The 24,649-nt window shown below is 71.9% G+C and carries 29 protein-coding genes; 6 read left to right on the forward strand and 23 right to left on the reverse strand.

Annotated features, from left to right (window positions below):
* Positions 1-79: 79 nt before the first annotated feature.
* The 9 genes from trpA to hisI form a co-directional block, all read right to left on the reverse strand.
* Positions 80-898: a tryptophan synthase subunit alpha gene (gene trpA, locus IF78_RS0118140; protein WP_031483434.1), complete on the reverse strand. Its 819-nt coding sequence runs from the start codon at positions 896-898 to the stop codon at positions 80-82.
* Positions 895-2,181 carry a tryptophan synthase subunit beta gene (gene trpB / locus IF78_RS0118145; RefSeq protein ID WP_031483432.1) on the reverse strand — a complete coding sequence of 429 codons (1,287 nt, stop codon included), beginning with the start codon at positions 2,179-2,181 and terminating at the stop codon, positions 895-897. Before trpB ends, trpA begins: the two co-directional genes overlap by 4 nt.
* 136 nt (positions 2,182-2,317) lie before the next feature.
* A complete protein-coding gene (gene trpM, locus IF78_RS50880; protein ID WP_369122750.1) occupies positions 2,318-2,485 on the reverse strand; it encodes a tryptophan biosynthesis modulator TrpM in 168 nt (55 codons plus the stop codon).
* A 21-nt stretch (positions 2,486-2,506) separates the two neighbouring features.
* On the reverse strand, positions 2,507-3,316 hold the full coding sequence (gene trpC / locus IF78_RS0118150) for an indole-3-glycerol phosphate synthase TrpC (RefSeq protein WP_031483430.1): 810 nt from the start codon (positions 3,314-3,316) through the stop codon (positions 2,507-2,509).
* Positions 3,317-3,452: 136 nt separating this feature from the next.
* Positions 3,453-3,899 (reverse strand): DUF2752 domain-containing protein, encoded by a 447-nt coding sequence (locus IF78_RS0118155; RefSeq protein WP_031483429.1) that lies wholly within the window; start codon positions 3,897-3,899, stop codon positions 3,453-3,455.
* Between the two features lie 103 nt (positions 3,900-4,002).
* Positions 4,003-4,248 (reverse strand): HGxxPAAW family protein, encoded by a 246-nt coding sequence (locus tag IF78_RS0118160; RefSeq protein WP_031483427.1) that lies wholly within the window; start codon positions 4,246-4,248, stop codon positions 4,003-4,005.
* A gap of 222 nt (positions 4,249-4,470) precedes the next feature.
* Positions 4,471-5,112, reverse strand: a complete 642-nt coding sequence (locus IF78_RS0118165) for a TIGR02234 family membrane protein (RefSeq protein WP_031483425.1) — start codon at positions 5,110-5,112, stop codon at positions 4,471-4,473.
* A gap of 69 nt (positions 5,113-5,181) precedes the next feature.
* Positions 5,182-6,669 carry an anthranilate synthase component I gene (locus IF78_RS0118170; protein WP_031483423.1) on the reverse strand — a complete coding sequence of 496 codons (1,488 nt, stop codon included), beginning with the start codon at positions 6,667-6,669 and terminating at the stop codon, positions 5,182-5,184.
* Between the two features lie 11 nt (positions 6,670-6,680).
* Positions 6,681-7,079 carry a phosphoribosyl-AMP cyclohydrolase gene (gene hisI, locus IF78_RS0118175; RefSeq protein ID WP_107049969.1) on the reverse strand — a complete coding sequence of 133 codons (399 nt, stop codon included), beginning with the start codon at positions 7,077-7,079 and terminating at the stop codon, positions 6,681-6,683.
* A 140-nt stretch (positions 7,080-7,219) separates the two neighbouring features.
* Between hisI and IF78_RS0118180 the strand changes: the two genes are divergently transcribed.
* The gene (locus IF78_RS0118180) at positions 7,220-7,855 is read left to right on the forward strand and encodes a TIGR03085 family metal-binding protein (RefSeq protein WP_031483419.1); all 636 of its coding nucleotides are present in this window, start codon (positions 7,220-7,222) and stop codon (positions 7,853-7,855) included.
* A gap of 21 nt (positions 7,856-7,876) precedes the next feature.
* Here IF78_RS0118180 and IF78_RS0118185 read toward each other — a convergent pair whose 3' ends face one another.
* The 10 genes from IF78_RS0118185 to hisD form a co-directional block, all read right to left on the reverse strand.
* Entirely contained in the window at positions 7,877-9,112 is a 1,236-nt protein-coding gene (locus IF78_RS0118185) for an MFS transporter (protein ID WP_031483417.1), read from the reverse strand.
* A 32-nt stretch (positions 9,113-9,144) separates the two neighbouring features.
* The gene (locus IF78_RS0118190) at positions 9,145-9,735 is read right to left on the reverse strand and encodes an ArsR/SmtB family transcription factor (protein WP_031483415.1); all 591 of its coding nucleotides are present in this window, start codon (positions 9,733-9,735) and stop codon (positions 9,145-9,147) included.
* A gap of 126 nt (positions 9,736-9,861) precedes the next feature.
* Complete coding sequence (gene hisF, locus IF78_RS0118195; protein ID WP_031483413.1) at positions 9,862-10,617, reverse strand: imidazole glycerol phosphate synthase subunit HisF; 756 nt, start codon at positions 10,615-10,617, stop codon at positions 9,862-9,864.
* Positions 10,614-11,015: a RidA family protein gene (locus tag IF78_RS0118200; protein ID WP_031483411.1), complete on the reverse strand. Its 402-nt coding sequence runs from the start codon at positions 11,013-11,015 to the stop codon at positions 10,614-10,616. The genes hisF and IF78_RS0118200 overlap by 4 nt, the downstream gene beginning before the upstream one ends.
* Positions 11,012-11,737: a bifunctional 1-(5-phosphoribosyl)-5-((5-phosphoribosylamino)methylideneamino)imidazole-4-carboxamide isomerase/phosphoribosylanthranilate isomerase PriA gene (gene priA / locus IF78_RS0118205; protein ID WP_031483409.1), complete on the reverse strand. Its 726-nt coding sequence runs from the start codon at positions 11,735-11,737 to the stop codon at positions 11,012-11,014. Before priA ends, IF78_RS0118200 begins: the two co-directional genes overlap by 4 nt.
* Positions 11,738-11,741: 4 nt before the next feature.
* A complete protein-coding gene (hisH, locus tag IF78_RS0118210) occupies positions 11,742-12,383 on the reverse strand; it encodes an imidazole glycerol phosphate synthase subunit HisH (protein ID WP_031483407.1) in 642 nt (213 codons plus the stop codon).
* Positions 12,380-12,544, reverse strand: coding sequence for a hypothetical protein (locus tag IF78_RS48910; RefSeq protein ID WP_031483405.1), 165 nt, complete (start codon positions 12,542-12,544; stop codon positions 12,380-12,382). Before IF78_RS48910 ends, hisH begins: the two co-directional genes overlap by 4 nt.
* A 4-nt stretch (positions 12,545-12,548) precedes the next feature.
* Positions 12,549-13,142 (reverse strand): imidazoleglycerol-phosphate dehydratase HisB, encoded by a 594-nt coding sequence (hisB, locus tag IF78_RS0118220; protein ID WP_031483403.1) that lies wholly within the window; start codon positions 13,140-13,142, stop codon positions 12,549-12,551.
* The gene (locus IF78_RS0118225; RefSeq protein ID WP_031483401.1) at positions 13,139-14,245 is read right to left on the reverse strand and encodes a histidinol-phosphate transaminase; all 1,107 of its coding nucleotides are present in this window, start codon (positions 14,243-14,245) and stop codon (positions 13,139-13,141) included. Before IF78_RS0118225 ends, hisB begins: the two co-directional genes overlap by 4 nt.
* Entirely contained in the window at positions 14,242-15,567 is a 1,326-nt protein-coding gene (hisD, locus tag IF78_RS0118230; protein WP_031483399.1) for a histidinol dehydrogenase, read from the reverse strand. Before hisD ends, IF78_RS0118225 begins: the two co-directional genes overlap by 4 nt.
* Positions 15,568-15,748: 181 nt before the next feature.
* Between hisD and IF78_RS0118235 the strand changes: the two genes are divergently transcribed.
* From IF78_RS0118235 to ybaK, 4 genes are all read left to right on the forward strand, one after another.
* Positions 15,749-17,338, forward strand: a complete 1,590-nt coding sequence (locus IF78_RS0118235) for a hypothetical protein (protein WP_031483398.1) — start codon at positions 15,749-15,751, stop codon at positions 17,336-17,338.
* A 140-nt stretch (positions 17,339-17,478) separates the two neighbouring features.
* The gene (locus IF78_RS0118240) at positions 17,479-18,513 is read left to right on the forward strand and encodes a hypothetical protein (protein ID WP_037640740.1); all 1,035 of its coding nucleotides are present in this window, start codon (positions 17,479-17,481) and stop codon (positions 18,511-18,513) included.
* A gap of 11 nt (positions 18,514-18,524) precedes the next feature.
* On the forward strand, positions 18,525-19,262 hold the full coding sequence (locus tag IF78_RS0118245) for an LON peptidase substrate-binding domain-containing protein (protein ID WP_031483394.1): 738 nt from the start codon (positions 18,525-18,527) through the stop codon (positions 19,260-19,262).
* A 40-nt stretch (positions 19,263-19,302) separates the two neighbouring features.
* Entirely contained in the window at positions 19,303-19,800 is a 498-nt protein-coding gene (gene ybaK / locus IF78_RS0118250; protein ID WP_031483392.1) for a Cys-tRNA(Pro) deacylase, read from the forward strand.
* Between the two features lie 306 nt (positions 19,801-20,106).
* Here the strand turns inward: ybaK and IF78_RS43725 are convergent, their stop codons facing one another.
* From IF78_RS43725 to IF78_RS0118270, 4 genes are all read right to left on the reverse strand, one after another.
* On the reverse strand, positions 20,107-20,859 hold the full coding sequence (locus tag IF78_RS43725) for a DUF2567 domain-containing protein (RefSeq protein WP_051827981.1): 753 nt from the start codon (positions 20,857-20,859) through the stop codon (positions 20,107-20,109).
* A gap of 34 nt (positions 20,860-20,893) precedes the next feature.
* Positions 20,894-21,718 (reverse strand): ABC transporter permease, encoded by an 825-nt coding sequence (locus tag IF78_RS0118260; protein WP_031483390.1) that lies wholly within the window; start codon positions 21,716-21,718, stop codon positions 20,894-20,896.
* Positions 21,719-21,821: 103 nt separating this feature from the next.
* Positions 21,822-22,796 carry an ABC transporter ATP-binding protein gene (locus tag IF78_RS0118265; protein WP_031483389.1) on the reverse strand — a complete coding sequence of 325 codons (975 nt, stop codon included), beginning with the start codon at positions 22,794-22,796 and terminating at the stop codon, positions 21,822-21,824.
* 198 nt (positions 22,797-22,994) lie between these two features.
* Positions 22,995-24,215, reverse strand: coding sequence for an NYN domain-containing protein (locus IF78_RS0118270; protein WP_031483388.1), 1,221 nt, complete (start codon positions 24,213-24,215; stop codon positions 22,995-22,997).
* A 245-nt stretch (positions 24,216-24,460) separates the two neighbouring features.
* Between IF78_RS0118270 and IF78_RS48915 the strand changes: the two genes are divergently transcribed.
* Positions 24,461-24,625 (forward strand): hypothetical protein, encoded by a 165-nt coding sequence (locus IF78_RS48915; RefSeq protein WP_167348319.1) that lies wholly within the window; start codon positions 24,461-24,463, stop codon positions 24,623-24,625.
* Positions 24,626-24,649 lie beyond the last annotated feature (24 nt).

Below are 24,649 nucleotides of genomic sequence, written 5' to 3' on the forward strand. Positions count from 1 at the left end.
GAACGAACCGGGGAGGCGCAGCGCGCCTCCCCGGCCACAGGTCCACCCTTACGAGGGAGCTGTATGAAATCCCGCCTGGTTACGCCTGCCCGCGCACGCCCTTCGCCAGCTCACCGGCGAGCGCGCGGACAGCCTCGACGCCGGCCGCGTCGTCCGGCGCGTCCAGCATCAGCTTGACGAAGGCCGAGCCGACGATCACGCCGTCCGCGAACCCGGCGACCTCGGCGGCCTGCTCGGCGTTGGAGACGCCGAGCCCGACGCAGACGGGCAGCTCGGTGCCGGTGGCCCGGGTGCGCTCGACCAGGTCCTGCGCCTGCGCGCCCACGGACTCACGGGTACCGGTGACGCCCATCAGCGAGGCGGCGTAGACGAAGCCGCTGCCCGCCGAGGTGATCTGCCCGAGCCGCTCGTCCTTGCTGCTGGGCGCCACGACGAAGACGGTCGCGAGCCCGTGCTTCTCGGCGTGCTCCCTCCACAGGGCCGACTCCTGGACGGGCAGGTCGGGCAGGATGCAGCCCGCACCGCCCGCCTCGGCCAGCTCGGCGGTGAAGCGCTCGACGCCGTAGCGGTCGATGGGGTTCCAGTACGTCATGACGAGGACCGGCTTCCCGGTGGCCGCGTGGGCCTCCTTGACCGTCCGCATGACGTCCGCGATCTTGACGCCGCCGCGCAGGGCGATGTCGTCGGCGGTCTGGATGACGGGGCCGTCGAGGACGGGGTCGCTGTGCGGCAGACCCACCTCCACGACGTCGGCGCCCCCGTCGAGCACGGCCTTGATCGCCTCGATGCCGCCGTCCACGGACGGGAACCCGGCCGGGAGGTAGGCGATGAGGGCGGAGCGGCCCTCGGCCTTGGCGGCCTGCAGGGTGTCCGTCAACAGCTGGATGTTTCCGCTCACTTGGCGTCCCCCTGGATCTCGGCGGCACCGCCGTTGGCGTCGGCGGCGACCTCGGCGTCGGTGTCGTACAGGCCGAAGTAGCGGGCGGCCGTGTCCATGTCCTTGTCACCGCGCCCGGACAGGTTGACCACGATCAGCCCGTCCTTGCCCAGCTCCCTGCCCACCTCCAGGGCACCGGCGAGCGCGTGGGCGCTCTCGATGGCCGGGATGATGCCCTCGGTGCGGGACAGCAGGCGCAGCGCCTGCATGGCCGCGTCGTCGGTGACCGCGCGGTACTCGCCGCGGCCGATGTCCTTGAGGTAGGAGTGCTCCGGGCCGATGCCGGGGTAGTCCAGGCCCGCCGAGATCGAGTACGGCTCGGTGATCTGGCCCTCCTCGTCCTGGAGGACGTAGGAGCGGGAGCCGTGCAGGATGCCGGGCTCGCCGGCGGTCAGGGTCGCCGCGTGCTCGCCGGTCTCGACGCCGTGCCCGGCGGGCTCGCAGCCGATGAGGCGTACGTCCGTGTCGGGGATGAAGGCGTGGAAGAGGCCGATGGCGTTGGAGCCGCCGCCGACGCAGGCGATGGCGGCGTCGGGGAGGCGTCCGGCGCGCTCCAGCAGCTGGCGTCGTGCCTCCACCCCGATGACGCGGTGGAAGTCGCGGACCATCGCGGGGAAGGGGTGCGGGCCGGCGACCGTACCGAACAGGTAGTGCGTGTGGTCGACGTTGGCGACCCAGTCGCGGAACGCCTCGTTGATGGCGTCCTTGAGGGTGCGGCTGCCCGACTTCACGGCGATGACCTCGGCGCCGAGCATGCGCATGCGGGCCACGTTGAGGGCCTGGCGCTGGGTGTCGATCTCGCCCATGTAGATCGTGCACTCGAGGCCGAAGAGCGCGCAGGCCGTCGCCGTCGCCACGCCGTGCTGGCCGGCCCCGGTCTCGGCGATCACTCGGGTCTTGCCCATGCGCTTGGTGAGCAGGGCCTGGCCGAGGACGTTGTTGATCTTGTGGGAGCCGGTGTGGTTGAGGTCTTCCCGCTTCAGGAAGATCCGTGCGCCACCGGCGTGTTCGGCGAACCTCGGCACCTCGGTGAGGGAGCTGGGGCGGCCGGTGTAGTTGACCAGCAGGTCGTCGAGTTCCCGGGCGAACTCGGGGTCGTGCTTGGCCTTGTCGTACTCGACGGCCACCTCGTCCACGGCGGCGACGAGGGCCTCCGGGATGAACTTGCCGCCGAAGGCGCCGAAGTAGCCCTCGGCGGTGGGGACTTGACCCTCCGGGTCGGGGATGAAGAAGTCGCTGGGCATGAGTGAACCTCACGGTGAGTGGTGTGTGAACAGCACTGATCGCCGTGGGGGCGGGGTTTGTCCGTTGGCTGCGGGCCCGATGTGGCTGGTCGCGCACGCGCGGCGGTAGCCGCAAATCGAACAGAGTCCCGCGCCCCTATGGGGCGCGCTGCCATCGACGGCCGTTTACCTGCCCAGGTTCGTCTCCGATGACGTATCGCACGCGACGGCCGTGCACGCGGCGTGCCGGCGCGCGGCAGCCGCGAGGGCGGCAGCCGCGCGCGAGGCGGGCGTACCGGTCCACGGTCGTCACAGTGCGGTTCATCGGGGTCAGCCTAGCGGGTGATCAGCCTCGGCCGTGCCGCAATGCGGGGTGCTCGCCCGCCGCCACGAGGTCGGAGACCGCGGACTTGGGGTCCTTGCCCGTGACCAGGGACTCGCCGACCAGGACGGCGTCGGCGCCGGCGTTGGCGTAGGCGATGAGGTCGTGCGGGCCGCGGACGCCGGACTCGGCGACCTTGACGATGGTGTCGGGGATCTCGGGGGCCACGCGCTCGAAGGTGGAGCGGTCGACCTCGAGGGTCTTGAGGTTGCGCGCGTTGACGCCGATCACCTTCGCGCCGGCGTCCACCGCGCGCTCGACCTCGTCCTCGTCGTGCACCTCGACGAGGGGCGTGAGGCCGATGGAGACCGCACGCTCGATCAGCGACTCCAGGGCGGGCTGGTCCAGCGCGGCCACGATCAGCAGGGCGAGATCCGCGCCGTAGGCCCGGGCCTCCCACAGCTGGTACGACGTGACGATGAAGTCCTTGCGCAGGACCGGGATGTCCACGCGCGCGCGGACGGCCTCCAGGTCGGCCAGCGAGCCGCCGAAGCGGCGCTGTTCGGTGAGGACGGAGATGACGGCCGCGCCGCCCGCCTCGTAGTCCGCGGCGAGCCCGGCCGGGTCGGCGATCGCGGCCAGCGCACCCTTGGAGGGGCTGGAGCGCTTGACCTCGCAGATGACCTTGACGCCGTCGCCCCTGAGCGCGGCGACCCCGTCCTTGGCCGCGGGAGCCTTCGCCGCGCGCTCCTTGAGCTCGTCGAGGCTGACGCGCGCCTGCCGCTCCGCGAGGTCGGCACGGACTCCGTCGATGATCTCGTCGAGCACACTCACGCGAGCGGCCCCCTTCCAGACGGTTGACTGTGAAAGCGGTTCAAAACCTATGGTCACTGCGATGGTATCCGCAGGAGGGCGTAGGCCTCGCATCCGGTTGACGCCACGTCCCACTACCTGGACATTCTCCAGTTGATCAAGGATGCAGCCAGCCACCGGACGGCAGATTCCGGACAACGGTGAAGACCAGCACCAACGCCCCCGCCGCCCACAGGCGCACCGGCGAGAGATCGAGCGCGAGCGGTCGCCCTCGCGCCGCCCGGATCACCCAGACGGTCCACACCACGGCGAAGAGCACATAGCCGACGACAGCGAGCGCGTTGTCCTGGAGCGCCGCCGCGAAGTCCCCGTGGACGACGGCGTGCGCGCTGCGCAGTCCGCCGCAGCCGGGGCAGTAGATCCCGGTGACCTGGAGGAGCGGACAGGCGGGGTAGTGGCCGGGTTCGTTCGGGTCCACGGCGCCCACGTAGGCGAAGGCGCCCACGACGGCTCCGAGCACGCCCGCAGGCACGGCGAGCCGCCCGAACACGCTCCCCGTGCCGGACCGCGTCATCCCCTGGCCGTCGGAGTTCACGCCTCGCATTCTGCCCTCTGCGGCCCCCCACGCGCGCGTGAGGGGCGGCTTCCGGTACGCGGTGTACCGGAAGCCGCCCCTCGACGCGGTCGTACGGGAGAGCCGTACGCAATCAGCTCTGGACGTCCGCCGGCTCGCGCTTCTCCGCGAGGAGCACGTGAGCGTCCTTGGGCTGGCCGAGGCCCATGCCGCGCATGATCCAGCCGATGACGCCACCGAGGACCACGATCCCCAGGCCGGCCCAGAAGCCCACGGGCTGAGCCAACACCATGAAGGCGCCCGAGACGCAGAAACCGATGAAGGCGATCGTGACACCGGTCCAGGCGGCCGGGGTGTGACCGTGGCTGCTGCCCGCCATTACTTGCTCCTCGTTGCTGAAGTACGTGTCCGAGCCGGACGCTCGCTGTCATTGTCCCGCACGCGTGCGCATGGGGTGATCGGGGGTAGCCCTCCCGAGTCGACGCCGGGAATGGCAGCGCCCCTTCAGGGGCGCGGGGCTCCGTTGGATTTGCGGCTACCGCCGCGCGGGCGCGACCAGCCCCACCGGCCCGCAGTGAAAGACGGCCCTACCCGCGGAGCGCTACGCGCCGGTCGGGTCCTCGCCCCGGTCGAGAGCCTTCCACAGGTCCTCGGGGCGGTCGGGGTCGGTGGCCGGGGCCTCGCGGCGCGGGCGGGATGCGCCGCCGCGCTCGTAGCGGCCGGACATCCCGGGCCAGAGCCGGCCGTAGCGCAGGGCCAGCAGTCCGGCGAGCAGGATCAGGACGCCGCCCACGGCCGCGACGTACGGCCACGCCGTGTGGGTGAGGGCCTGGACGGTGGCCGAGGTGTCGCCGGAGGCCTGGGCGGCCTTCTCGTCGAGCGCGGAGCTGTCGGAGGCGCCGAGCAGGGCGGCCGCGACGGTGCCGGCGCCGGAGAGCGCGAGCAGGCCGGCGACCACGAAGCGGCCGGCCCGGCGGACGGCGAAGACGGCGACGAGCGCGGCGAGCCCCACTATCGCCAGGGCCGCGGGGACGCCCGTGACGTCGCTGCCCTTGGCGATCAGCGGGAACGGGCCGCCGGCCACCGTCACGGTGCCCTCCGACCAGCGCTGCCGGGTGGAGAGCAGCGCCACGGCCGCGCCGAGCGCCCCGCACAGCAGGGCGACGGCGAGACTCATACGGCCGGCCCGGGCGGAACCGGGGGCTTCGGAACGAGGGTGCGGTACGGCAGTCACGTACTCCACTATCACCCGAACCCCGAACGATCAGTCACCCGGGGTTCGGGTGAGACGGCCGGCCGGGCTCACCCGCGTTCACTTGAGCCGGTTCGCCGTGTGCACCGCGCGCAGTACCGCCGCCGCCTTGTTCCGGCACTCGGTGTCCTCGGCGACCGGGTCCGAGTCGGCGACGATGCCCGCGCCCGCCTGGACGTACGCCGTGCCGTCCCGCAGGAGGGCCGTACGGATGGCGATGGCGGTGTCGGAGTCGCCCGCGAAGTCGAGGTAGCCGACGCAGCCGCCGTACAACCCCCGCCGGGACGGCTCGAGTTCGTCGATGATCTGCATCGCGCGCGGCTTGGGGGCGCCGGAGAGCGTGCCGGCGGGGAAGCAGGCGGTCAGCACGTCGAAGGCGGTACGGCCCTCGGCGACGCGTCCGGTCACCGTCGAGACGATGTGCATCACGTGGGAGTAGCGCTCGATGGACATGAAGTCGACGACCTCGACCGAGCCCGGCTCGCAGACCCGCCCCAGGTCGTTGCGGCCCAGGTCGACCAGCATGAGGTGCTCGGCGCGCTCCTTGGGGTCGGCGAGCAGTTCTTCGGCGAGGGCCTGGTCCTCCTGCGGGGTGGCCCCGCGCCACCGGGTGCCGGCGATGGGGTGGACCATCGCCTGCCCGTCCTCGACCTTCACCAGGGCTTCCGGCGAGGAGCCGACGACGTCGAAGCCGTCGAAGCGGAACAGGTACATGTACGGGGAGGGGTTGGTCGCCCGCAGCACCCGGTACACGTCCAACGCGCTTGCCGTGCACGGCGTTTCGAAGCGCTGGGAGGGGACCACCTGGAAGGCCTCCCCGGCGCGGATGCGCTCCTTGATGTCCTCGACGGCCTCCTGGAAGTCCTCTCCGCCCCACAGGGCGGTGTACTCCGGCAGTTCGGAGGGCGGCAGGGCGGCCGGGGGCTGGGCGACCGCGCGTGAGAGGTCCGCCTGCATGGCGTCGAGGCGGGCGACCGCGTCGGCGTAGGCCTCGTCGACGCCGGTGTCGAGGTCGTTGTGGTTGATCGCGTTGGCGATCAGCAGGACGGAGCCCTCCCAGTGGTCCATGACGGCGAGGTCACTGGTGAGCAGCATGGTCAGCTCGGGCAGCTTCAGGTCGTCCCGCTCGCCGGGGCCGATCTTCTCCAGGCGGCGCACGATGTCGTAGCCGAGGTAGCCGACCATGCCGCCGGTGAAGGGCGGCAGGCCCAGGTCGTGGGCGAGGTCACGGGGGGTGTGCAGGGCCTCGATGGTGGCGCGCAGGGCGGCCAGCGGGTCGCCCTCCACGGGGACGCCGACGGGCGGGGCGCCGAGCCAGTGGGCCTGCCCGTCGCGCTCGGTGAGGGTCGCCGCGGAGCGTACGCCCACGAACGAGTAGCGGGACCAGGACCTGCCGTTCTCCGCGGACTCCAGCAGGAAGGTGCCGGGGCGCTCGGCGGCGAGCTTGCGGTAGAGCGCGACCGGGGTGTCGCCGTCGGCGAGGAGCTTGCGGGTGACCGGAATGACGCGGCGGTCGGAGGCCAGCTTGCGGAACGTCTCGAGGTCCATGGCGGCTGACCTTACTGATCGGCTGCCGGTACGCCGGAATCGGCGTCCTTGAGCAGCACATCCACGTCGAAGCAGGTACGCGCGCCCGTGTGGCAGGCAGCGCCGACCTGGTCGACCCTGACGAGCACGGTGTCGGCGTCGCAGTCCAGGGCGACGGACTTCACCCACTGGAAGTGGCCGGAGGTGTCGCCCTTGACCCAGTACTCCTGCCGGCTGCGCGACCAGTAGGTGCAGCGGCCGGTGGTGAGTGTGCGATGCAGGGCCTCGTCGTCCATCCAGCCGAGCATCAGCACCTCTCCGGTGTCGTACTGCTGGGCGATGGCGGGCAGGAGTCCGTCCGCGCTGCGCTTGAGGCGCGCGGCGATCTCGGGGTCCAGCCGACTGGGCTGACGGGGCGTGCTGGTGGTCATGGATGCCATTGTGCCGCCTGCCACTGACAGTGACGGCTCGGTGTCCACTGAGTGGATAGGGGCGGCGCGAAGCGCCTCGGTGTGGGGTGGTGGTCGGGTGACGGGTGGGCGGACCTGGTACGTGGTCGTAGGCTGACTGCATGTCGACCTTCGCCCAGCGTGAACGACTTCTCCTCGCCGACCTCTTGGAGGCCGAGGGCCCCGAGGCCCCCACCCTCTGCGAGGGCTGGCAGACCCGTGATCTCGCCGCGCACGTCGTGGTGCGCGAACGCCGCCCCGATGCCGCCGCCGGCCTGCTGATCAAGCAGCTGGGGTCGCGTCTGGAGAAGGCGATGGAGGAGTTCGCGGCGAAGCCGTACGAGGAGCTGATCCAGCTCATCCGCACCGGCCCGCCGCGCTTCTCGCCCTTCCAGCTCAAGCAGATCGACGAGGCGTCGAACACGATCGAGTTCTACGTCCACACCGAGGACGTCCGCCGCGCCCAGCCGGACTGGACGCCGCGCGAGCTCGACCCGGTCTTCCAGGACGCCCTCTGGTCCCGCTTCGAGCGCTCCGCCCGGCTGGTGGGCCGCAGCGCCCCCACCGGCCTGGTGCTGCGCCGCCCCAACGGCCAGACGGCGGTCGCCCACAAGGGCACGCCGGTCGTCACGGTGACCGGCGAGCCCTCGGAGCTGCTGCTGTTCGCCTACGGCCGGCAGAGCGCCGCCAAGGTGGAGCTGGACGGCGACAAGGACGCGATCGCCAAGCTGCACGAGACGAAGCAGCTGGGTATCTGAGGGCAGCCGCGCGCGAGGCCGTCAGCGGGGCAGTTCGGCGCGGCGCAGGCCGGGCACGCACAGGGCGATCACTCCGCCCAGCCCGCACACCGCCGCGCTGACCACGAAGACCGGGCCGGTACCCCAGGCACCGATGGCGGCGGCGGACAGGGGCATGCTGAGCGGCGCGAACCCGAGGCTGACCAGCCCGGAGACGGCCGTGACGCGGCCCAGGTAGGCGGCGTCGGAATGGGTCTGCAGCAGGGCGCCGCACATGGCGCCGCTGAGCCCGGCGAGCAGTCCGACGAGCAGGGCGACCCCGACGGCGGCGACCACGCCGGGCACGAAGGCCAGGGCGCCGATCGCGACCGACCCGGCGAGGATCGTGTACCCCGCCACCCGCCCGGCGTGCGGCAGGCGCCCGCGCACGGTCAGCAGCAGGGACGCGGCACCCGCACCGACGCCGAAACCGGCGAGCACCCAGCCCATCCCGGAGGCGCCCCAGCCCCGCTCGTCGGCGAGCAGTGTCAGGCCGACGTTGAGCGGGCCGACGAAGCCGAGGTCGCCGAGGGCGATGGCGAGCATCAGCGGTGCGAGCACCCGGTGGCGGCGGATGTAGCCGAGTCCGGCCACCAGGTCGCGCCAGGCGGTGCCGCCCTGCGCGGCGGCCTTGTCGTCGGCGGGCAGCTCCCGCACCCGCACGGAGATCAGCAGCGGCACCGACACCGCGATGAGCAACCCGGCGACGCCGAACGCGGCCGCCGCGCCCCCGACCGCGACCCCGAGTCCGCCGAGCGGAGCTCCGACGACGCTCGCGAAGCGGATCCCGAGGCCCCGCATGCCCTGCACGCGCGCGAGTTGGCCGCGTGTCGTCACGCGCGCGGGGAGCGCGCCCAGGGCCGGCATGAACACGGCGTCGACGGTGCCGAAGACCAGGGCGAGCGCGGCGAGCGGCCACAGCCCCGGAGTGGTGAGGAACAACAGCCCGGCCACCGCGAGGACGGCCGCGCACCGCACCACGTCGCTGCCGATGACGACCTTGCGCGGCCCGAGCCGGTCGGCGATCACTCCCCCGCCCAGCATCAGCAGGGCCCGCGGCAGAGCACTCACCGCCATGACCACCCCGGCCTGGGCCGGCGAACCGGCCTGTACGGCCGCCCAGGACAGGGCGATGTAGTAGACGTTGTCGCCGATCATCGAGGAGGTGTAGGCGGCGAGCCAGCGCAGGACGTTGCGGTCGCGGTGGGCGGCTCTGTCGACGACGTCGGTCGCTGCCATGAGCGTGGCGGTCACGGGAGGGGTGTCCTCTCTCAGACGCGGAACGGGAAGGCGTACGTGTGCACCGCGACGTTCTCGCGGCCCTCGGTGTCGCCCGCGGCGTCGGCGGCCCGGCCGCGCTCGTCGTACCGGCGGACGAGGGCTAGCAACTCGGCGGTCAGCTCGGCCAGTTCGGCCGCCGTCAGCCGCAGCGTCGACTCGGAGGACTCCGCGACGGAGTTCCACTCCTCGTCCCAGTGTGTCCGCTCGTCGAGGAAGCGGCGGTACATGTCGGCCCGCTGCTCGAAGAAGAGCCGGCTGGCGGCGGTGTGCGCGGCGGCCTTCTCCGGCGCGTCCCTGAAGTCCTCGTCCCGGATGCTCACGCCGTCCGAGGCGGGCTGCCACCAGCGCTCCCGGCCGTCCGCGCTCCGCGGCTCGGCCTCCTCGATGAGTCCGTGCTCGGCGAGCTTGCGCAGGTGGTAGCTGACCAGTGAGACGGCCTCGTCGACCTGCTCGGCGAGCTGGGACGCGGTCGCGACGCGGGCGACGGTGAGCCCTCGGTAGAGCTTCATCCGCAGCGGGTGGGCGAGCGCCTTGAGCGTGCCCACGTCCGTGATCCGGCGGTTCTTCTCCGTGCCTGTCATGCCTCGACGGTAGATGCGAAGGAAAAGTTGCGCAATAGATTTTGTGCAACTTTCCTTTTCTATCTACTCACGAAGAAGCCCCGGCCACCCACCTGGGCAACCGGGGCACTCGAGCCGAGCCGAGCGTCACCGCACCGGGTGGCCCGCCTCCCGCAGCGACTGCTTGACCTCGCCGATCCGCAGATCCCCGAAGTGGAACACCGACGCCGCCAGCACCGCGTCCGCCCCCGCCCCGACGGCCGGGGGGAAGTCGGCGAGCTTGCCGGCGCCGCCGGAGGCGATCACCGGGACCGTCACGTGCTTGCGGACCGCCCGGATCATCTCCAGGTCGTAGCCGTCCTTCGTGCCGTCCGCGTCCATCGAGTTGAGCAGGATCTCTCCCGCGCCGAGCTCGGCGGCCCGGTGCGCCCACTCGACGGCGTCGATGCCGGTGCCCTTGCGGCCACCGTGGGTGGTCACCTCGAAGGTGCCCTCAGGAGTGCGCCGCGCGTCGACCGACAGCACCAGCACCTGCCGCCCGAACCGCTCGGCGATCTCGCGGATCAGGTCGGGGCGGGCGATGGCGGCGGTGTTGACGCCCACCTTGTCGGCGCCCGCGCGCAGCAGCTTGTCCACGTCCTCTGCCGTACGCACGCCGCCGCCGACCGTCAGTGGGATGAACACCTGCTCGGCGGTGCGGCGCACCACGTCGTACGTCGTCTCGCGGTTGCCCGACGAGGCGGTGATGTCCAGGAACGTCAGCTCGTCGGCGCCCTCGGCGTCGTACACCTTGGCCATCTCGACGGGGTCGCCCGCGTCGCGCAGGTTCTGGAAGTTGACGCCCTTGACGACCCGGCCGTTGTCCACGTCCAGGCAGGGGATGACTCGGACCGCCAGGGTCATGAATCCACGGCTCCTCTGTATGCCTCTAGCTCTACTTCGACCAGGATGCGCGGGTCGACGAAGCCCTCCACGACCACCAGGGTCGAGACCGGGCGCACGGAGTCGAAGAGATCCTTGTGCGCCCGGGCCACCTCGTCGACGTCCCGCTGATGGCTCAGGTACATCCGGGTCCGGACCACCGACTCGGGACCGAGCCCGAACTCGGCGATCGCCTCCAACGCGCCGGTGAACGCCACCTTGGCTTGTTCGTACGGGTCGCCCTCCCCGTACAGCACATGCCCTTTGAAGGACGTGGTGCCCGCCACCAGCACACGATCGCCCGCCGCGACGGCATGTGCGAAACCGAAGGACTCCTCCCAGGGACTTCCGCTCTGCACGCGCCGCACGGCATCGCTCATGACGACACAGCCTCCAAGGCCTCTTCCAGGGTGAACGCCTTCGCGTACAGGGCCTTCCCGACGATGGAGCCCTCGACACCGAGCGGGACGAGCTCGGCGATGGCCCGCAGGTCGTCCAGGGACGAGACGCCGCCCGACGCCACCACCGGGCGGTCCGTCGCCGCGCAGACGTTCTTCAGCAGCTCCAGGTTCGGGCCCTGGAGGGTGCCGTCCTTGGCGATGTCCGTGACGACGTAGCGGGCGCAGCCCTCGTTGTTGAGGCGCTCCAGCGTCTCGTAGAGGTCGCCGCCGTCGCGGGTCCAGCCGCGGCCGCGCAGGGTCGTGCCGCGTACGTCGAGACCGACGGCGATCTTGTCGCCGTGCTCGGCGATGACCTTGGCGACCCACTCCGGAGTCTCGAGGGCGGCCGTGCCGAGGTTCACGCGCGTGCAGCCGGTGGCGAGGGCGGCGGCCAGGGAGGCGTCGTCGCGGATGCCGCCGGACAGCTCGACCTTGATGTCCATCGCCTTGGTGACCTCGGCGATCAGCTCGCGGTTGTCGCCGGTGCCGAAGGCGGCGTCCAGGTCGACCAGGTGCAGCCACTCGGCGCCGGAACGCTGCCAGGCGAGGGCCGCCTCCAGCGGGGAGCCGTAGGACGTCTCGGTGCCGGACTCGCCGTGCACGAGGCGGACGGCCTGGCCGTCGCGGACGTCGACGGCGGGGAGGAGTTCGAGCTTGGCCATGTCTCTACAGGGTTCCGATCCAGTTGGTGAGCAGCTGCGCTCCGGCGTCGCCGGACTTCTCGGGGTGGAACTGGGTGGCCCACAGGGCGCCGTTCTCCACGGCGGCCACGAAGGGCTTGCCGTGCGTGGACCAGGTGACCTTGGGAGCGGTCATGTGCGGGTTGTGCGTCTCCAGGGCCCAGTCGTGGACGGCGTAGGAGTGCACGAAGTAGAACCGCGCGTCCGCCTCCAGTCCGGCGAACAGCTCGGAGCCGGCTGCCACGTCCACGGTGTTCCAGCCCATGTGGGGCACGATGTCGGCCTGCAGCGGCTCCACCGAGCCCGGCCACTCGCCGAGGCCCTCGGTCTCGACGCCGTGCTCGATACCGCGCGCGAACAGGATCTGCATGCCGACGCAGATGCCCATCACGGGACGCCCGCCGGACAGCCGGCGGTCGATGATCCAGTCGCCGCGGGCCTCCGTCAGCCCCTGCATGCAGGCGGCGAAGGCGCCGACGCCCGGCACCAGCAGGCCGTCGGCGTTCATGGCCTTGTCGAAGTCACGGGTGATCTCGACGTCGGCTCCCGCGCGCGCGAGGGCGCGTTCGGCGGAGCGGACGTTTCCGAAGCCGTAGTCGAAGACCACGACCTTCTTGGGGTTGGTCAATTCCACACCTCCAGCCTCAGGACGCCCGCGACGAGACACATCGCGGCGCCTATCGACAGCAGCACGATGAGGCCCTTCGGCATCTGCTGCTTGACGAAGGAGTAGATACCGCCGACCAGGAAGAGGCCGACGACGATCAGAAGGGTCGACAGACCGTTCATGGCTTTACAGCGCACCCTTCGTGGAAGGGAGGATGCCCGCCGCGCGCGGGTCGCGCTCGGAGGCGTACCGCAGGGCCCGTGCCAGCGCCTTGAACTGGCACTCCACGATGTGGTGGGCGTTGCGCCCGTACGGCACGTGCACGTGCAGCGCGATCTGGGCCTGGGCGACGAAGGACTCCAGGATGTGCCGGGTCATCGTGGTGTCGTACTCGCCGATCATCGGCGCCATGTTCTCGGGCTCGGTGTGCACGAGGTAGGGGCGGCCGGAGAGGTCGACGGTGACCTGGGCGAGGGACTCGTCCAGCGGGACCGTGCAGTTGCCGAAGCGGTAGATGCCCACCTTGTCGCCGAGGGCCTGCTTGAAGGCGGCGCCGAGCGCGAGGGCGGTGTCCTCGATGGTGTGGTGGGAGTCGATGTGCAGGTCGCCCTCGGTCTTGACCGTGAGGTCGAACAGGCCGTGGCGGCCGAGCTGGTCGAGCATGTGGTCGTAGAAGCCGACGCCGGTCGCCACATCGACCTTGCCGGATCCGTCGAGGTCGATCTCGACGAGGACCGAGGTCTCTTTCGTCACCCGCTCTATGCGGCCTACGCGGTTCATGCGCTCTGCTCCTTCTTCAGTTCACGTACCGCGTCGAGGAACGCGTCGTTCTCTTCGGGGGTTCCGGCGGTGACCCGCAGCCAGCCCGGCACGCCGTTGTCCCGGACCAGGACGCCCCGGTCGAGGATCTTCTGCCAGACGGCATGCGCGTCGTCGAACCGGCCGAACTGCACGAAGTTGGCGTCCGAGGCGGTGACTTCGTAGCCGATGGCGAGCAGCTCGCTCACCAGCCTGTCCCGCTCCGCCTTGAGCTGCTCGACGTACTTCAGCAGTGTGTCGGTGTGCTCCAGGGCGGCCAGCGCGGTCGCCTGCGTGACGGCCGACAGGTGGTACGGCAGGCGTACGAGCTGGACGGCGTCGACCACCGCCGGGTGCGCGGCGAGATAGCCGAGGCGCAGGCCGGCCGCGCCGAAGGCCTTCGACATCGTCCGGGAGACGACGAGATTCGGCCGACCTTCGAGCAGCGGCAGCAGCGAGTCGCCGTGGCTGAACTCGATGTACGCCTCGTCGACCACGACCATCGACGGCTTCGCCGCCTGCGCGGCCTCGTACAGCGCGAGGACGGTCTCGGGCGGGACCGCGTTGCCGGTGGGGTTGTTGGGTGTGGTGATGAAGACGACGTCCGGCTTGTTCTCGGCGATGGCCTTCTCGGCGGCCGCGAGGTCGATCGTGAAGTCCTCGTTGCGAGGGCCGGAGATCCAGCCCGTGCCGGTGCCGCGCGAGATGAGGCCGTGCATCGAGTACGACGGCTCGAAGCCGATCGCGGTACGGCCGGGTCCGCCGAAGGTCTGCAGCAGCTGCTGGATGACCTCGTTGGAGCCGTTGGCCGCCCAGACGTTGGCCAGGCCGACCTCGTAGCCGGACGTGTCCGTCAGGTACGTGGCGAGCTGGGTGCGCAGCTCGACCGCGTCCCGGTCCGGGTAGCGGTTGAGGTTGCGGGCCGCCTCGCGGACACGCGCGGTGATCCGCTCGACCAGGGGCTCGGGCAGCGGGTAGGGGTTCTCGTTGGTGTTCAGCCGTACGGGGACGTCCAACTGGGGCGCGCCGTAAGGGGACTTGCCGCGCAGCTCGTCCCGTACGGGGAGATCGTCGATGCCTGTCACTTGCTTCCGGGTACCTTCCAGCCGAACCTGGCCTTGATCGCCGCGCCGTGCGCCGGCAGGTCCTCCGCCTCCGCCAGCGTGACCACGTGATGCGCGACCTCGGCCAGCGCGTCCTTCGTGTAGTCGACGATGTGGATGCCGCGCAGGAAGGACTGGACGGACAGGCCCGAGGAGTGGCAGGCGCAGCCGCCGGTGGGCAGCACGTGGTTGGAGCCGGCCGCGTAGTCGCCGAGGGAGACCGGCGCCCAGGGGCCGATGAAGATCGCGCCGGCGTTGCGCACCCGGTCGGCCACGGCGGCCGCGTCGGCCGTCTGGATCTCCAGGTGCTCGGCGCCGTACGCGTCGACGACGCGCAGGCCCTCGTCGATGCCGTCGACGAGGACGATCGCGGACTGCTTGCCCTTGAGGGCCGGGACGATCCGGTCCTCGATGTGTTTGGTGGCCGCGACCTGCGGCTCCAGCTCCTTCTCCACCGCGTCCGCGAGCTCGACGGAGTCGGTGACGAGGACGGCGGCGGCCAGCGGGTCGTGCTCGGCCTGGCTGATCAGGTCGGAGGCGACGTGCACCGGGTCGGCCGTGTCGTCGGCGAGGATCGCGATCTCGGTCGGGCCGGCCTCGGCGTCGATGCCGATCTTGCCGGTGAAGTAACGCTTGGCGGCGGCGACCCAGATGTTGCCGGGGCCGGTGACCATGGGGGCGGGCGGGCAGGACTCGGTGCCGTACGCGAACATCGCGACGGCCGTCGCACCGCCGGCCGCGTACACCTCGTCGACGCCGAGCAGCGCGCACGCGGCGAGGATCGTCGGGTGCGGGAGACCGCCGAAGTCGGCCTGCGCCGGGGAGGCGAGGGCGAGGGATTCGACGCCGGCCTCCTGGGCCGGGACGACGTTCATGATCACGGAGGACGGGTAGACGGCCCGCCCGCCGGGCGCGTACAGCCCGACCCGGTCGACCGGCACCCACTTCTCGGTGACCGAGCCGCCGGGCACGACCTGGGTGGTGTGCGTCGTACGGCGCTGCTCGCGGTGGACGAGACGGGCGCGGCGGATGGACTCCTCCAGGGCCGCGCGTACGGCCGGGTCGAGCTCCGCCAGCGCGCGCGTGAGCGCCTCGGCGGGCACCCGCACCTGGTCGAGCCTGACCCCGTCGAACTTCTCGGCGAAGTCGATCAGCGCCGCGTCGCCCCGATGATGCACGGCCTCGCAGATCGGACGCACCTTCTCCAGGGCGGCCTGAACGTCGAAGTCGGCTCGGGGCAGCAGGTCGCGCAGGGCGGGGCCCTCGGGGAGGGCGTCGCCGCGCAGATCGATTCGGGAGATCACGGGCTCAATTCTCTCAGACCGAGGTCCGGCGTCGTTCGCGCGTATCAATGGCTGATACAGATCCCTCCGAAGATCCCATGGGAACCCGGAAGATCACCTTCACGTCTGGCGTTCGTGGCGTCACTCAGCGGGCATGAACAGTTGTACGAACCCATGAGTAGATGAGGGGGACGGGCGAAACGTGACCGAAGGTGCCGGCCTCCGCGACGGAGACCTGCCGGACGACCTGCCGAACGACCTGACCGCCGCCGAACTCGGCATGTGGCAGGCCTTCCGCAACGGCAGTGTGTACGACCTGAGCAGCGGCGACACCGTCGTCGACGATCCGCACGGCGGGCATCCCTGGGGCGAGGAGCGGACGGTGCGCGCGCGGATCGTCTGCTGGCTGCTGCTGGACGGGCCGCCCGCCCTCGCCGGCCGCGTGTCCTCGCTGAAGCTCGTCGGCGTGCGGATCAGCGACACGATGGACCTCGCGGGCGGCACCGTGGTGCCGTACGTCGAGATGCGCGGCTGCCGCTTCGACCGGGAGATCCGGTTGCCGGAGGCCCATTTCACGACCGTACGGCTGGTGGACTGCCAGGTGCCGCGCCTGGAGGCCGCCCGGGTGCACACCGAGGGCGACCTGCATCTGCCGCGCTGCCGGTTCCACAACGGCATCCGGCTCACCGACGCGCAGATCGGCACGGATCTGCTGCTCAACCAGGCCGTCGTCTACCGCGACCGCAGCGGCCGCTCGATCGCCGCGGACGGCATCGGCGTCGGCCAGGACCTGCAGGCCGAGATGCTGGAGTCGCACGGCGAGCTGAGTCTGCGCGGCGCCACCATCGGCGTGTCGCTGAGCCTGCGGGGCGCTCGGCTGGTCAACCCGTACACGCGGCTCGCGCTGAACGCACCCCAGCTGACCGTCGGGCGCACCCTCTATCTGACCCCGGCGGGCGTCGGCAGTCCGCTGCTGAGCGGCCGTACGCCCGCGCGCGGGACGCGCATCCAGCGGTTCGCGTGCCAGGGCGGGGTACGCCTCGACGACGGGCGGTTCGGGGACGCCGTCGACCTCGAGCGGGCCCGGTTCACCTTCACCGACGAACAGGAACTGTCACTGCGCCGCATCCAGACGCCCGAACTGCGCTTCCTCGGGGAGCGGCCGGAGCGCGGCCGGGTCGTGCTGTCGGGGGCGCGGGTCGTCAACCTCATGGACCGGGCGGACGCCTGGCCCGGCCCGGGGCTGCTGCACATGGGCGGCTTCACCTACGAGAACCTCGTGCCGCGCGGCCCGTTCCCGCTGGAGCGGCGGCTGGAGTGGGTGGCGGCGGCGACCGCCGAGTACAACCCGGAGCCGTACGAGCTGCTGGCCACCGTACTGCGCAACGGCGGTGAGGACGAGGACGCGCGCGAGGTGCTGCTCGCCAAGCAGCGCCGGCGCCGCGAGACGCTGCCGCCCGCGGCCAAGCTCGTGGGGTACGCGCAGGACTGGATGGTCGCCTACGGCTATCGGCCGGGCCGGGCGGCCGTCTGGATGGCGGTGCTGTGGGCGGCGAGTTCGGTGGCCTTCACCTACGCCGACCCGCCACCGCTCAAGGGCGGCGAGCATCCGGACTGGAGCCCGGCCCTGTTCGCCCTCGACCTGCTGCTGCCGGTCATCGACCTGGGTCAGGTCGGGTTCTGGCAGCTCAGCGGCGCCTGGCAGTGGCTGGCGGCCGCGATGATCCTGCTGGGCTGGATCTTGGCGACGACGGTGGCGGCGGGGGCGACGCGGTTGCTGCGGCGAAGCTGAACCGCAAACCGGGGAGCGCACAGGACAACCTTTGCCGCATGCCGAGTGTCTTGTCACCGCAACCATCCATTGCGTAACCACAATGGCGAGCAACCCGGTCCGCGAGAGCGGCGCCGGTTTAGGCGCAAAGGAGAGCCACCATGGCTCTGCTGCTCCCGTTCGGCCGCGCGTCCCGGACGCCCAGGACCGTTGAACGCCCCGCCGTCGGGCTCCCCGCCGACGCCGAGGTGCTCCTCGACGCGCCCGACGACCACCTCGGTCCCACGCTGGTCGCGGCCGGGCGGGGCGCGTACGAGCCTGCCGCCGAGCTGCTGGCCGCCACGCGGCTGACGGGCAGGTGGGAGCACCGCGACGGATACGTGCTGCGTCTGGCGTCCTTCGCCCGCTCGCGGCCGGAGTGGCTGCAGGCCTGGTGCGCGGGCGCCCCGCACGACCCGGACGCGCTGCTGGTCAAGGCCCAGCTCGCGGTGGACCACGCCTGGCGGTCACCGGCCCGGGCCGAGCTGCTGCGCGGGGTGAGCCCGCTGATCACGGCCGCCGCACGCGCCGACGACCGCGACCCGGTGCCGTGGCGGATCGCCCTCGACCACGCGCGCGGCTCACGCGCCGGGCACACCTACTTCGGGGAACTGTGGGAGGCGGCGCTGCGCCGCGCCCCGCGCCACTACGGCTGCCATGTGGCGGCACTGCGCTATCTCGCCTCGTCCTGGCACGGCTCGCACCGGGAGTGCTTCGACTTCGCCGACCGGGCGGCCCAGGACGCCCCGGCCGACTCCCTGATGCAGGCGCTGCCGACCCGCGCCGCCTTCGCCTACCTGACCGACGGCTGCGGTCCGGGCGTGCCGCCCGAGCGGCTGGACGCGGCGGCCGACCGGGCCGTCGCGCTCTCCGCCCGGTTCCCGGCGGCCGACCTGTGGCCGGCCGGGATGCGCAACAAGCTGACGTACGTCCTGGTACGGCTGGGCCGCTGGGAGGACGCCCTGGAGCAGCTGCGCCTGATCGGCCCGTACGCCACGTCCTTCCCGTGGAGCCGCTTCTCGGAGGATCCGCTCGGCCGGTTCCTGGAGGTGCGGGACGAGATCCGGGTGCGGGCGGCCGCCGCGGCTACCGGGCGGGCACGCGCCGGTGATCCACGAAGTGGGCGCGCCGGACGCGTTCACTCCGGCGACCACTAGGCTTTGGCGCCGTGACCGTCCGCCTTCCGCTCTTCCCCCTGAACTCGGTGCTGTTCCCCGGGCTCGTGCTGCCTCTGAACGTCTTCGAGGAGCGTTACCGCGCCATGATGCGCGAGCTGCTGAAGACCCCCGAGGAGGAACCGCGCCGTTTCGCCGTCGTGGCGATCCGTGACGGCCACGAGGTGGCCCCGAGCGCGCCCGGCATGCCCGACCCGACGGCCCTGCCCGAGCGCGGGCCCGCGGCGGGCTTCGGCCCGGACCCGGTCAAGGCGTTCCACGGGGTGGGCTGTGTGGCCGACGCGGCGACGATCCGGGAGCGGGCCGACGGCACCTTCGAGGTGCTGGCGACGGGGACGACCCGGGTGCGGCTGGTGTCGGTGGACGCGTCGGGCCCGTTCCTGACGGCGGAGCTCGAGGAGCTGCCGGAGGAGCCGGGGGACGAGGCGGGGGCGCTGGCGGAAGGGGTGCTGCGGGCGTTCCGGCAGTACCAGAGGCGCCTGGCGGGTGCCCGTGAACGCTCCCTGTCCACGGCGGCCGAGCTTCCGGACCAGCCGTCGGTCGTCTCCTACCTCGTCGCGGCCGCGATGATGCTGGACACCCCGACGAAGCAGCGTCTGCTCCAGGCCCCGGACACCGCGTCCCGCCTGCGCGACGAACTGAAACTCCTTCGCGCCGAGACCGCGATCATCCGTACGCTGCCGTCGCTGCCGGCGTCGGACCTGACGCGCGGTCCGACGAGTCTCAACTGACGCACATCTCTGACGTTTGACCTCTGGGGAACCGGCCACCATGGCGAAGAAGAACCAGCAGCAATCGGGCGGCACGCCCGCGACGGTCGCCCTCACGGCGGCGGGCGCCGAGTTCACGGTCCACGCCTACGACCACGACCCCGCCCACCCGTCCTACGGCGAGGAGGCCGCGGAGGCCATGGGCGTCTCACCGGACCGGGTCTTCAAGACGCTGGTGGCGGACGTGGACGGCACCCTGACGGTGGCGGTGGTCCCGGTGGCCGGCCAGCTGGACCTCAAGGCCCTGGCATCGGCGGTCGGCGGCAAGCGCGCGGCCATGGCCGACCCGGCCCTCGCGGAACGCACCACCGGCTACGTCCGCGGCGGCATCTCCCCCCTGGGCCAGCGCAAGAAGCTCCCGACGGTCCTGGACGCCTCGGCCTCCGCCCACACCACGATCTGCGTCTCGGCGGGCCGCCGCGGCCTGGAGGTCGAACTCTCCCCCGAGGTCCTCGCCAAGCTCACGGAAGCGGTCGTCGCCCCCATCGGCCGTGCGTGACCCCTCGACGAACCCGGTCTCCTCGGTTAAGTACGAGGGACATGTCGAAGAAAACGCGGAAACGCAAGTGGCGCATCAAGAAGGGCCGCTCGAACCACGGACGCCGCCCGGCGTAGCCGTTCAGCCCGTCTGGGGGTGCCCCCTCTGGGGGAGTTTGAGGACGAGGCCCCTCTAGGGCCGAAGCGGGGGTCTGCGGGCCGCAGGCCCCCAGGAACCGGGGTCGAAGGGGCAGAGCCCTGGAGGACGGGACGGGTAGGGGCGGCGGGGGCGAGACCCCCCAGGCGCAACCACCCACCCACCGGAGCCCTACATCGGCGGCGCCCCGTACGGCCCCTGCTGATGCGCATCCAGCCGCTGCTGATACGGATCCGCGTCCCGAGGCCCGAACAACGCCGTCAGCCCCAGATGCACCACCAACGCACCCAGCGGCCACACCAGCCACACCCCCTTGGCACCCAGCTTCAACGGCGCCGAGAAGGTGACCCCCTTGCCCGCTTCCTTCGCGTGGGCGATCACGTCCTGCGAGGGCCCGAGCCACACACCGACCTTCCAGGCCAGCAGCGACCCGAGAAACCCGCCGACCGCCAGGCCCACCACCAACGGCACGCCCCCGCGCCGCCGTATGAGAAACACGGCAACGGCACTGACCAGCCCGAACGCGAGCGCGAGCAGAGTGAACGTTCCGTCCACCCCGACGGCCTGCTCCCCCTCGGTGTCCTTGAAGTAGACGACCCAGTTGTTGTCGACGACGTCCCCGACCAGCGGCACGCTCGGCGCCAGCCACCACCACAGGACCCCGAGCAGCGCCCCACTGAGCGCCACCACCAGCGCGACCACGGCACCCTCTCGCACTTCGGTCTTCATCCCGGGACCGTCCTGTTCGTACGAGCCGTGGACGCCGTGGATACCGTGCGGGCCCTGAGGGCCGTACGAGCCGGCCGGGGCGCCGTAACCGGCGTCATACGGCGCGGACGCGGCGGGCCCGGCAGCGGGCGGCTGCCAGCCGTTGTTCGGGGACTGGTCACGCGGCGGCGGTGGTGGAGTCAGCGGAGCGGTCACTCTGCCATCGTGCCAGGCCGACCTGTGCGGCGCGTCACCGGACGGCCGCCCGGCGGTAGGCCCAGGTGGCGACGGCCAGCGAGACGACGCCGACGACCCCGCACACGGCCAGATCACCGAGGACGAACGCCCAGTCGGGGTGCGGCCCGAAGGTCCGCGCGAACGCCTCCACGCCGTACGTCGACGGCAGCAGGTCCCGCGCGAGGCGCACCACCTCCGGCATCCGGTCGGCCGGCAGCACGCCCAGCAGCAGCGCCGCCGACATCCCCAACTGCCCGAGCAGCGTGGCCAGTTCCGGCCGCGGCGCGAGCAGCCCGAGCGCCGCTCCCAGCCCGGCGAGGGCGGCCCCGGCCAGCGGGATCACCGCGACGAGCACCCACAGATGCGCCACCGGCAGCCCGAACAGCACACACCCGAAGCCGGCCGTCACCACGGTCCCCGGCACGGTGAAGGAGGCGTACGCCCCCGCCGCCCCCAGCACCACCGCGGCGGGCGGCACCGGCAGCGTGGCGTAGTGGTCGAGCCCTCCGCTCGCCCGCAGCTGCCCGAAGTACTGCGCGAGCAGGTTCAGCGCGACGAAGGCGACCACGAGCACCGACGACCCCGCCACCACGGCCTGCGCCTCGGCCCCGCCGTCCACGACCCCGCGCATCAGGATCATGATCCCGATCGACTGGAAGGTCGCCACGAACAGCAGCGGAATGCGCGCGACCCGCGCCCGGGACAGCTGCGCCCGGTAGACGGCGCACAGCGACGGCCACAGCCGCGCACGCGGCCCGAGCTCGACCGCGGCCGGCGCGGCCGTCTCGTCCACGGCCAGGGCGCTGCCCGGCAGAACCTCGGCGGGTACGACACTCACGTGGCGCTGCTCCCTTTCTCACGGGGGCCCACTGGGGAGGTAGCCCTGTCCTGTACGGATACGGATGGGCCGGGCTGTGTGCTCACAGCGACGGGCGGTCTGCTCATGCCTTCACCAGCCCCTGCTGCGCGGCCCCGCCCAGCGCCAGATACACATCCTCCAGGCTCGGCGTGGCGAGCGTGAAGTCGTCCAGCGCGGCGAAGGCGGCCCCGCCGGTGACGGTGGCGACGACCGCACGGGCCTCCTCCGGGGCGAGCCGCAGCGTCCAGCGGCGCCCGGACTCCACGACCCGGTCCTGCAGGGCGGCGACCTCGGGGACGTCCAGGGGCGCCCGGTCCCGCCACAGCAGCTCGACCCGCACCTCGCCCGCGACCCGCTCCTTGAGACCGGACGGCGTGTCACAGGCGATCACGCGGCCCCGGTCCAGCACCGCGACCCGGTCGAGGACGGTCTCGGCCTCGATGACGTTGTGGGTGACGAGCAGCACGGTCGTACCGAGTTCGGCCCGCCGCCGGTCCACGGCCGACCACACGGCCCGCCGCGCCACCGGGTCCATCGCGGTGGTCGGCTCGTCGAGCACGAGCAGCGGCCGCTCCCCCACCAGCGTGGCGGCGAAGCAGGCCAGCCTGCGCTGCCCACCGGACAGCTTCTTCAGCGGCCGGCCCGCGAGCGGTGTGAGCCCCAGCTCGTCGAGTACGGCGTCCCGCTCGGCCCGCGCCTTCCGTACGTCCAGGCCGCGCAGCCGCCCGGTCGTCTCGGCGGCGAGGGAGACGGTCAGGTCGTCGAGGGCTGTCGACTCCTGCCCGAGGTAGGCGAGGATGCGCGCGGCCCGCTCCGGGTGCCGCACGATGTCGTGCCCGAGGATCTCGACGCTCCCCGCGTCGGGGCGCATCAACCCGGTGAGCTGCCGTACGAGAGTGGTCTTGCCGGCGCCGTTCGGCCCGAGCAGGCCGAAGATCTCGCCGCGCCGGATGTCCAGCCGTACATCGTCGGTGGCCCGCACCTCGGGTGTCGCGGGCGTGCCGCGCCGCCCCCGCACGGCCGGATAGGTCTTGGTCAGCCCGCGCACGGCACACACGACATCCCCACTGTGCCGAAGTGCCTGTCCCACGCGCGTACTCACAAGGGACGAGACTACGGGGTCCGGAACCCCCATCCGTCCTCGGGTCGGCCACTCGCCACAAATCGCCTGCTCACTGCAGTAAATCCGCCGGTACCCACAAATCCGCCACGACGGCGTTCCGCGGCGGTGCCGAACTCACCGCCCCGGTCCTGCTCACTCGCCGGCAGGCGCATGCTCCGCGGCCGTCCGCACATCGATCTCGCGCCAGAACCCGGCCCGAATCGCGTACCGGTCGTGCTCGTCGATCTGATCGTCCTTGTGCGCGAGCAGTCCGAACCGAGCCGCGTACCGCAGCAGCTCCCCGTCGATCCGATGCGGGATCCGCGGGTACATCCCGGACAGCCGCTGCAGATGGCCCTGGTCTCCCAGCCGCCCCATCCACCGCCGCGCGAACACCTGCCCCACCTCGTACGGATCGCCGCCGACCGTCGTGATGTCCTCCTCCCGGTCGGCCCACCGCTGCTCCGCCGTGGTCAGCTGCGCCAGTGTCGGCATGGACGCGGCCTCGGGCGACTCGGCCGCGACGCCTGGCCGGTCGACCCACCCCTTGTCGGAGGACCAGCGCAACGTCGCGCTCGTGGGGTGCTGGGCCGGCTGTACGCCGGGCGCGCGCAGCGCGGCGAGGTCCTTCGGCGTGGGCACGCCCTTGGGTGCCGGCACCCGCTCCTGCGTGCCGTTCTCGGAGGCGGCGACCGCGGGGGCGTGCTCGCCCTCCTCGGCGGGCCGCTCGGCCGTCGCGCCGAGCGCGGAGTCGGGCAGCGGCGCGGACAGGATCGCCGCGATCTCCGGCCGGGGCGCGGGTGGCGGCGCGCACACCCCGGTGAGCTCCTTGGCGCGTACGGCCTTGGTGATCCACGTACGGTCGAGGACGCGCCGCTCGTCGGCCTCGGCGACCAGGTCCTCGGACTGGTTGTAGTCACCGTCGGCGGCCTGCACCGCCCACAGGTGTACGGCGACTCCGTGCTCCTTGGCGGCCATCATGCCCGGCAGCAGATCGCCGTCCCCGGTCACCAGCACCACGTCGGAGCAGGCGCGGTTGCGGGCCAGCTCGGTGAGCTCGGCGTGCATCGCGGCGTCCACGCCCTTCTGCGCCCAGCGGCCGTCGCTGCGGGTCAGGGCGCCGAGCCGGACGGTGACCCGGGGCATCACGCGCAGCCTGCGGTGCTCGGGTTGGGGGACGCGGTCGGGGGCGCCGTCGAACCAGTAGATGCGCAGCAGGGGCTGCTGGGTGTCGGACTCGGCGCGTTCGCGCAGGCCCTGGATGAGGGCGGCGTGGTCGACGGTGATCCGGGACCGGGAGGGCTCCCCGGCGAGGAGGCTGGCGGCGGCGCCCAGCAGATACCCGGCGTCCACCAGGACGATGCAGCGGTCCACGCGACTCACCCTCTTCCTGGGAGGTTTGCTTCGGGCTTCCTTCGAGTCTGCCCGACCACGCGGGGGTTAACGGGGCGAACTCGATCTTCGGCGTGGCGTTTCGGGGCATCGCTCCCGCGACGCGCCTTGACTCGCGCCCCGACAACCGCTGTCACACACGGTAATTATCCGAAATGCGTTCTTTGTAAGCCTATGTGAATCTGGTCGCGGCCCTGGCCCCTAGATCCCCCACAGGAGGCATCACCATGGCCAAGAACAAGAAACAGGACCGGAAGCAGCCGCAGGCCGAGCGTGGTCAGCAGCAGGCCCCGCAGCCCTCGATGGAGGCGCAGGCCGAGCAGCGCATCACGCAGGCGACCCCGGGCGACATGGCCCGCAAGGGCCGGCAAAAGCGCTTCGGTCACAACTGACATCTGCATAACGGGTTGTTGAGA

It is taken from the genome of Streptomyces bicolor, assembly GCF_000719285.1.
Lineage (GTDB): Bacteria > Actinomycetota > Actinomycetes > Streptomycetales > Streptomycetaceae > Streptomyces > Streptomyces bicolor.

Excerpts from the sequence above, each read along its gene's own strand:
- trpB (WP_031483432.1), bottom strand. The coding sequence starts at position 2,181 with ATGCCCAGCGACTTCTTCATCCCCGACCCGGAGGGTCAAGTCCCCACC.
- ybaK (WP_031483392.1), top strand. The coding sequence starts at position 19,303 with ATGGCGAAGAAGAACCAGCAGCAATCGGGCGGCACGCCCGCGACGGTC.
- IF78_RS0118155 (WP_031483429.1), bottom strand. The coding sequence starts at position 3,899 with ATGCGAGGCGTGAACTCCGACGGCCAGGGGATGACGCGGTCCGGCACG.
- IF78_RS0118240 (WP_037640740.1), top strand. The coding sequence starts at position 17,479 with ATGGCTCTGCTGCTCCCGTTCGGCCGCGCGTCCCGGACGCCCAGGACC.
- IF78_RS0118180 (WP_031483419.1), top strand. The coding sequence starts at position 7,220 with ATGTCGACCTTCGCCCAGCGTGAACGACTTCTCCTCGCCGACCTCTTG.
- IF78_RS0118185 (WP_031483417.1), bottom strand. The coding sequence starts at position 9,112 with ATGGCAGCGACCGACGTCGTCGACAGAGCCGCCCACCGCGACCGCAAC.
- IF78_RS0118160 (WP_031483427.1), bottom strand. The coding sequence starts at position 4,248 with ATGGCGGGCAGCAGCCACGGTCACACCCCGGCCGCCTGGACCGGTGTC.
- IF78_RS0118170 (WP_031483423.1), bottom strand. The coding sequence starts at position 6,669 with ATGGACCTCGAGACGTTCCGCAAGCTGGCCTCCGACCGCCGCGTCATT.
- IF78_RS0118200 (WP_031483411.1), bottom strand. The coding sequence starts at position 11,015 with ATGAGCGATGCCGTGCGGCGCGTGCAGAGCGGAAGTCCCTGGGAGGAG.
- priA (WP_031483409.1), bottom strand. The coding sequence starts at position 11,737 with ATGGCCAAGCTCGAACTCCTCCCCGCCGTCGACGTCCGCGACGGCCAG.
- hisI (WP_107049969.1), bottom strand. The coding sequence starts at position 7,079 with ATGACCACCAGCACGCCCCGTCAGCCCAGTCGGCTGGACCCCGAGATC.
- hisF (WP_031483413.1), bottom strand. The coding sequence starts at position 10,617 with ATGACCCTGGCGGTCCGAGTCATCCCCTGCCTGGACGTGGACAACGGC.
- hisB (WP_031483403.1), bottom strand. The coding sequence starts at position 13,142 with ATGAACCGCGTAGGCCGCATAGAGCGGGTGACGAAAGAGACCTCGGTC.
- IF78_RS48915 (WP_167348319.1), top strand. The coding sequence starts at position 24,461 with ATGGCCAAGAACAAGAAACAGGACCGGAAGCAGCCGCAGGCCGAGCGT.
- IF78_RS0118190 (WP_031483415.1), bottom strand. The coding sequence starts at position 9,735 with ATGACAGGCACGGAGAAGAACCGCCGGATCACGGACGTGGGCACGCTC.
- IF78_RS48910 (WP_031483405.1), bottom strand. The coding sequence starts at position 12,544 with ATGAACGGTCTGTCGACCCTTCTGATCGTCGTCGGCCTCTTCCTGGTC.
- trpM (WP_369122750.1), bottom strand. The coding sequence starts at position 2,485 with ATGAACCGCACTGTGACGACCGTGGACCGGTACGCCCGCCTCGCGCGC.